The sequence below is a fragment of the Kitasatospora sp. NPDC047058 genome (assembly GCF_040643935.1).
Classification (GTDB): domain Bacteria; phylum Actinomycetota; class Actinomycetes; order Streptomycetales; family Streptomycetaceae; genus Kitasatospora.
The window spans coordinates 1-5738 of sequence record NZ_JBEYVJ010000410.1 but is presented as its reverse complement, the minus strand read 5'-3'; the positions used below and the strand labels follow the sequence as shown (position 1 = coordinate 5738).

Genomic DNA, 5738 nt, shown 5'->3' with positions numbered 1-5738 from the left:
GCCGGGGCCCCCCCCCCCCCCCCCGGGGGGGGGGGGCGCGGGGGCCCCCCCCCCGGCCAGGCTGCGGAGGGTGGGGCGGGATGGACCGGTCGCGGTGGGCCGGGTCTCAGGCGGGCTGCCCGGCCGGGTCGGCCAGCACGTAGCCGTCGCCCGCCCGGTGGGCGCGCGAGCGGCGCAGGTCGGCGAGGACGAAGGTGCGCTGGAGCCACCGGTCGGTGCCGTCGAAGCGCGGGCTGAACGCGGTGCGCCCGTGCACGGCGATCCGGTTGTCGACGACGGCGAGGTCACCGGGTTCCAGCCGGACGGTCCGGGCGGTGCGCTCGAAGAGCCGCCGGAGTTCGTCCAGGGCGGCCGCGGCCCGCTCGGTCAGGGGCTCGGTGGCGGCCATGTCCACCCGCAGGTCGGGGTCCTCGGGCGCGCCGCCGAGCACCGGGTGCGGCTCGGCGGGGCCGCCGGCGGCGCCGAAGGAGGGCGGCGGCGCGGTGCGGAACTCCGGCCGCCGCAGGGCCGACCTGGTCCGCTCGTCCAGCAGCGGCAGCACCTCGCGCACGCAGGAGGTGCGCAGTCCCGCCAGCCCGTCCGGGTCGGCGCGCAGGCAGAGCAGCATCACGAAGTCCGGGCGGTGCGGATGGAAGGCGTTCTCGTTGTGGAAGGTGAGCAGCACCGAGCCCGCGTTGCCCTGGAACTCCTCCTGCCCGCGCACCGGGACGACGTCCTGGACCAGCGCGCCGGTCTTCTCGGGGCGGAAGGCGGCCGGGTCGCCGAGCCCGCACGCGGCGAGCACCAGCAGCGCGGCCGGCACGGTGGCCGTGCGCTGCACCGAACCCCCGGTCAGCGGGGTGCGGCCGAGCGAGGGGGCGGTGACCGGCAGTCCGCGCACCAGCAGCGCGCCGCCCGGCCCGGGGTCGCGGCGGAAGGCGCGCAGGGTGCGGCGCAGCCGGGCGGGGAGGTCCTCCCACCGGTCGCGGGCCGCGGCGACCCACGCGGGGTCGTCGACCAGGGCCTCCGGGGGGCCGCAGAGGAGTGCGGCGACCCGTTCGGCCGCGGCGGTCTCGGCCCCGGTCAGCACCAGGTCCGGTGCCGCGATCTCGATGTCCGGTGAAACCGGCACAGGTATCAGCCTTTCTCTTGGTCGGGGGCGCGGGCGGTCGGCCCGCGGGAGCGGTCAGCGCGGGGCGGCCGCGTCCAGCTGCCCGGCGACCACGGCCCACAGGCTGCCGACGGTCTCGAAGGCGCCCGGGCCCAACTCCTCGTCGGGGATGGCCACCCGGTAGGCCTCTTCGAGCCGCACCAGCAGTTCGACGGTGGCCATCGAGTCCAGCCCGGCGGTGCGCAGCTCGCGGTCGGCGGGCAGCGGGCGCTCCTCGGCGAGCCGGGGCAGCAGGTCGGCCAGGACGGCCTCGTAGCGGTCGTCCCAACTGGCGTTCGTGGTCATGGCGTTCAGCTCCTGGTGTCGGTGGGGCGGTGATCGGTCGGGTGGTGATGGGTCGGGTGGTGATCGGTGGGGCGGTGATCGGTCGGGTGGTGATGGGTCGGGTGGTGATCGGCGGGTGGGTGATCGGTGGGCCGGCGGCCGGGCAGGGGCTCGCGCCGGAGGGTGAGGCGGTCGGCGCCGACCACCCGGCCGTCCCGGACCGTGACCTCGGCCGGGGCCGGGCGGCTCAGGAAGCCGAGCAGGCTCGCGGTGGCGCCGTACGCGCCGACGTTGGGCACGGCGAGCAGGGCGCCGGCCTGCGGCGGGACGGTCTCGGCGGCGCGGCTGATCACGTCGGCGGGGGTGCAGAGCGGTCCGACCAGGGCCACCCGGCGGGTCCCGTCCGTCGCGTTCGTCCCGTCCGTCGCGTCCGTCGCGTCCGGCGAACCGGCGCGGTCCGGTGATCCGGCGAGGCGCAGCGGTTCGGCGCGCAGCGAGGGCAGCCGGCCGACGCCGGAGAGCCCGCCGAGGTGGTTGATCCCGCTGTCCAGCACCCCGTACACGGTGCCCCGGCTCTCCTTGACCTCGGTGACGGTGCAGATCAGCCGTCCGCTGTCGCCGACCAGGTACCGGCCGGACTCGAAGGCGAGCTCCAACCGCCCCTGCCAGCCCGGCAGGTGCTCGTCCAGCGCGGCCGTCAGCGGCTCGCGCAGCCCGTCGTAGCGCGGCCGCCCGCCCGGTGCCGCGTACGGGCAGGCGAAGCCGCCGCCGAGGTCGAGCATCCGCAGCGGCAGGCCCCAGTGCGCCTCCAGCGCGGCGGCGGTGCGGATCGAGGCGACCGCCTCGGCGAGCAGCCCCGCCGGGTCGGCGGCGTTGGTGAGCGGGAAGAAGTGCAGGCCGCACAGCTCCGTGCCCTCCACCGTGAACGCGGCGAGGTCCGGCAGGCCGTCCGTGATGTCGTGGCCGAACTGGGAGGCCCCGCCGGTCATCCGCAGGCCGACGCCCGCGTCCGCGCCGGTGCCGTTGATCCGCAGGAGGCAGCGCGCGGTCACCCCCGAGGCGCGGGCCTCGGCGCCGACCCGGTGCAGGTCGGCCGGCGACTCGACGGAGAAGGTGCGCACCCCGGCGGCCAGGGCCTCGCGCAGCTCCTCGGCGGTCTTGCCGGGGCCGCCGTAGAGGCAGTCGGCCCCGGCGAAGCCGGCCGCCAGTGCGGCGGCCAGCTCGCCGGTCGAGCAGATCTCCGGGCTGCAGCCGGCCAGGCGCAGGGTGCGGACCAGCTCGGGGTGCGGGTTCGCCTTGAGCGAGTAGTAGAGGCGGGAGCCGTCGGGCAGGGCCGCGCGCAGGTCGGCGGCGGCCCGGGTGACCCGGTCCAGGTCGTAGACGTAGAGCGGGCTGCCGTAGCGGCGCACCAGCTCGGCGGCGAGCGCGTCCTCGGCGGGCACCGGTCCGACGGCGGGCGCCCGCCCGACGGCAGGGGCCGGTCCGGTCGGGGCCGGTCCGGGAACAGGGGAGTGGTCAGTGCGCATCGGTCTCCAGCGCCTTCCGGTCGATCTTGCCGTTGGGGGTGAGCGGCATCCGGGCGAGCACCCGGCAGTCGGCGGGCACCTTCGCCGGCTCCAGCCGCTGCTCCAGGCCCTCGACGACCTGGCGCGCGGTCAGGCCCTCCTCGCCGGTGACGACCAGGCGCAGGTCGAGCCCGTCCCGGGGCGGCAGCGCGGCGGCGGCCCGGACGCCCGGCACGTCCAGCGCGGCGGCCTCGATCTCCGGGGTGCTCATCCGCACGCCGCGCCGCTTGAACTGGTCGTCGAGGCGCCCGGTGAAGTAGAGGTGGCCGTCCTCGTCCAGCCGGCCGTGGTCACCGGTGTGCAGCCGGATCCGCCCGGTGCGCGGGTCGGGGCGGTAGCGGAGGCCGGTCGGCCCGGGCGCGTTCCAGTAGCCGGCCATCACGTGCGGCCCGCCCACGACGATCTCGCCCACCTCGCCGGGCGGCAGCGCACGGCCCCGCTCGTCGAGGACCTCGACCGTGGTGCCGTCCAGGGCCCGGCCCACCGAGCCGGGGCGTTCGCGGTCGGCGTCCGGCTCCGCGATCGTCACCCGCTTGCACTCGGTGATCCCGTACATCGCCACCACGGCCGCGCCCGGGAAGCCGGACCGCAGTGCCTCGATGGCCGAACCGGGCAGCGCCGCACCGGTGTTGGTGAACAGCCGGACGTGGTCCGGCGGCGTGCCGCGGGCCGCGAGCCGGCACAGCATCCCGGCCAGCGACGGCACCACCGGCACCACGGTGGCCCGGGCCCCGCGCAGCGCGGTCAGCACCCGCACCGGCGCGGCCGCGTCGGCCAGCACCACCTCGGAGCCCCCGATCGCGGCCAGCAGCAGCTGGTAGAGGCCGTAGTCGAAGGAGAGCGGCAGCGCGGCGAGCACCACGTCGTCCGGCCGGTAGGCGAGGCGGCGGGCGATCGCGCGGGCGGCGAAGACCACCTGACGGTGGGTGCAGACCACGCCCTTGGGCGCGGAGGTGCTGCCGGAGGTGTAGATCAGCTGGGCCACCGTGTCGGCGGACGGCCGCGCGTCCGGTGCCGGTCCGGCCGCCGTGCCGTGCTCCGCGTCCTCGCCGGCCAGGAGCTCGGCGGGCGTGGCCGGCCGGGCGCCGCAGGCGGCGACCGTCGCGCGGACCGGCTCCGCCTCGGACGGGTCGAGCACCACGACGGCGGGCGCGGCGTCCGCCAGCACCCCGCGCAGCACGAAGGGCTTCATCTCCGGGTTCAGCGGCACCGCGACGGCCCCGGCGCGCAGCACGCCGTAGTACAGCGGTGCGAACTCCCGCCGGTTGCCGAGCCGCAGGACCACCCGGTCACCGGGCGCGACGCCGCCCGGGCCGCGCAGCCAGGCGGCCACCGCCCGGCTGGCGCGGGCCAGTCCGGCGTAGCTCCAGGCGCCGGTGGCGTCCCGGACGGCCGGGGCGTCGGGGTGGGCGGCGGCGGCCGCGTCCAGCAGGTCGACGACGAGGGTGCCGTCGGTGTCCGGCGCGCCCGGCACGGCCGCGGTGTCCGGCGTGACCGTGCCGAGGGTGCTCATGCGCACCACCCCGCAGGGTCGGTGATCTCGACGACCGCGCTGGTGCAGCTGTAGCCGGTGCCGCCGCCGACCAGGAGCACCCGGTCGCCCGCGCCCACCTCGCCGGTCTCCAGCAGCTCGTTCAGCCCGGCGACGTGGTCCCCGGCGCCCAGGTGACCCACCTCGCGGCAGAACTCCCAGGTGGAGCGCTTCTCCTCGACGCCCAGCTGGTGCTCCAGCTGCCAGGCCATCCGCTGCTGCCCGGTGGCGTTGAGCACCACCCGGGCGATCCGCTCGACCGGCGTGCCGGCCTCCTCCAGCGCGGCCCGGATCGACTCGGCCGCGACCTCGGCCGTCCGCAGGGTCACGGCCCGCATGGTGCGGTGCGCCTGGAAGTACTCCTCGGTCCGTGCACCCAGGTCCACCGGCCGGTCCGCCGCGTCCGGGCCGGGGCGGAACCCGGTGCCCCGGGCCAGGCCCTCCAGCGAGTTGTCCACCCGGGTCGCGGTGGCCAGCAGGCGGCCGACCGCGTTCTCGGGGGAGGAGCTCAGCACCAGCGCGGTGCCGCCGTCGCCGTAGACCATGCCCCGCTCGGCCCGCCAGCGGTCGAAGGCCGGCGGTGCGAAGCGGTCGCCGGTGGTCAGCAGCACGGCCTCGTCCCGGCCGGGCCCGCCCGTCCGGAGCAGCCGGGCCGCCAGCTCCATCCCGGACAGCCCGGCGTTGCACTGCTGCAGCAGGTCGAAGGCGGGCACCGCCGGGCCGACCGTGTGCTGCGCCACGTACGCGGCGGCGGGCCACAACTCGGCACCCTGGAACCACAGGTAGCTGTGGAACACGGTGCCGACACGCTCCGCCGTGCGGCCCGCCCGGCGCAGTGCGGTGCGGGCCGCGCGGACCGCCATCTCCGGCGCGGCGAGGTCGTCCGGTCCGCCGGCCGTGGCCGCACTGACCGAGTCGATCCGGTTGACGGCGTGTTCCCGGGCGTCGTACGCACCGGCCGCGACCGCTGCCGCGGCGTCCGCGCGGTCGGCCAGCCAGACTCCCGTGCCGGCCAGGTACACCTGCTCCCAGCGCATGTCCCTCCGATCTCCGGCCCCCGTGGCAGCGCTCTGCCGGGGGCGACTGTCGGTGACGATGCTTCCGCCCGCCGCCTGCCGCGCGGTTGCCCTCCACTGGCGCGCGGTCGGTGCCGTGCTGGGCGCCGCCTGACGGCGGTCCCCGACCGCCACGGTGCCGCACCGGGGGCGCTGATCACCGACGCCTTCGC

5 protein-coding genes are annotated in these 5738 nt (G+C 77.5%); all 5 read right to left on the bottom strand.

All coding sequences use genetic code 11. From position 1 onward, the window contains the following. Positions 1-106: 106 nt before the first annotated feature. Genes ABZ885_RS34175 through ABZ885_RS34155 form a run of 5 tightly spaced genes read right to left on the bottom strand, consistent with a single transcriptional unit; the run spans position 107 to position 5547 of the window. Positions 107-1111 (bottom strand): clavaminate synthase family protein, encoded by a 1005-nt coding sequence (locus tag ABZ885_RS34175; protein ID WP_360197519.1) that lies wholly within the window; start codon positions 1109-1111, stop codon positions 107-109. Between the two features lie 54 nt (positions 1112-1165). Beyond that, positions 1166-1435 carry a phosphopantetheine-binding protein gene (locus ABZ885_RS34170; RefSeq protein ID WP_360197516.1) on the bottom strand — a complete coding sequence of 90 codons (270 nt, stop codon included), beginning with the start codon at positions 1433-1435 and terminating at the stop codon, positions 1166-1168. 5 nt (positions 1436-1440) lie between these two features. Continuing rightward, positions 1441-2940, bottom strand: coding sequence for a type III PLP-dependent enzyme (locus ABZ885_RS34165; RefSeq protein ID WP_360197513.1), 1500 nt, complete (start codon positions 2938-2940; stop codon positions 1441-1443). After that, positions 2930-4492: an AMP-binding protein gene (locus ABZ885_RS34160; protein WP_360197510.1), complete on the bottom strand. Its 1563-nt coding sequence runs from the start codon at positions 4490-4492 to the stop codon at positions 2930-2932. Before ABZ885_RS34160 ends, ABZ885_RS34165 begins: the two co-directional genes overlap by 11 nt. Further along, positions 4489-5547: a ketoacyl-ACP synthase III family protein gene (locus ABZ885_RS34155; protein ID WP_360197507.1), complete on the bottom strand. Its 1059-nt coding sequence runs from the start codon at positions 5545-5547 to the stop codon at positions 4489-4491. Before ABZ885_RS34155 ends, ABZ885_RS34160 begins: the two co-directional genes overlap by 4 nt. Positions 5548-5738: the final 191 nt, after the last annotated feature.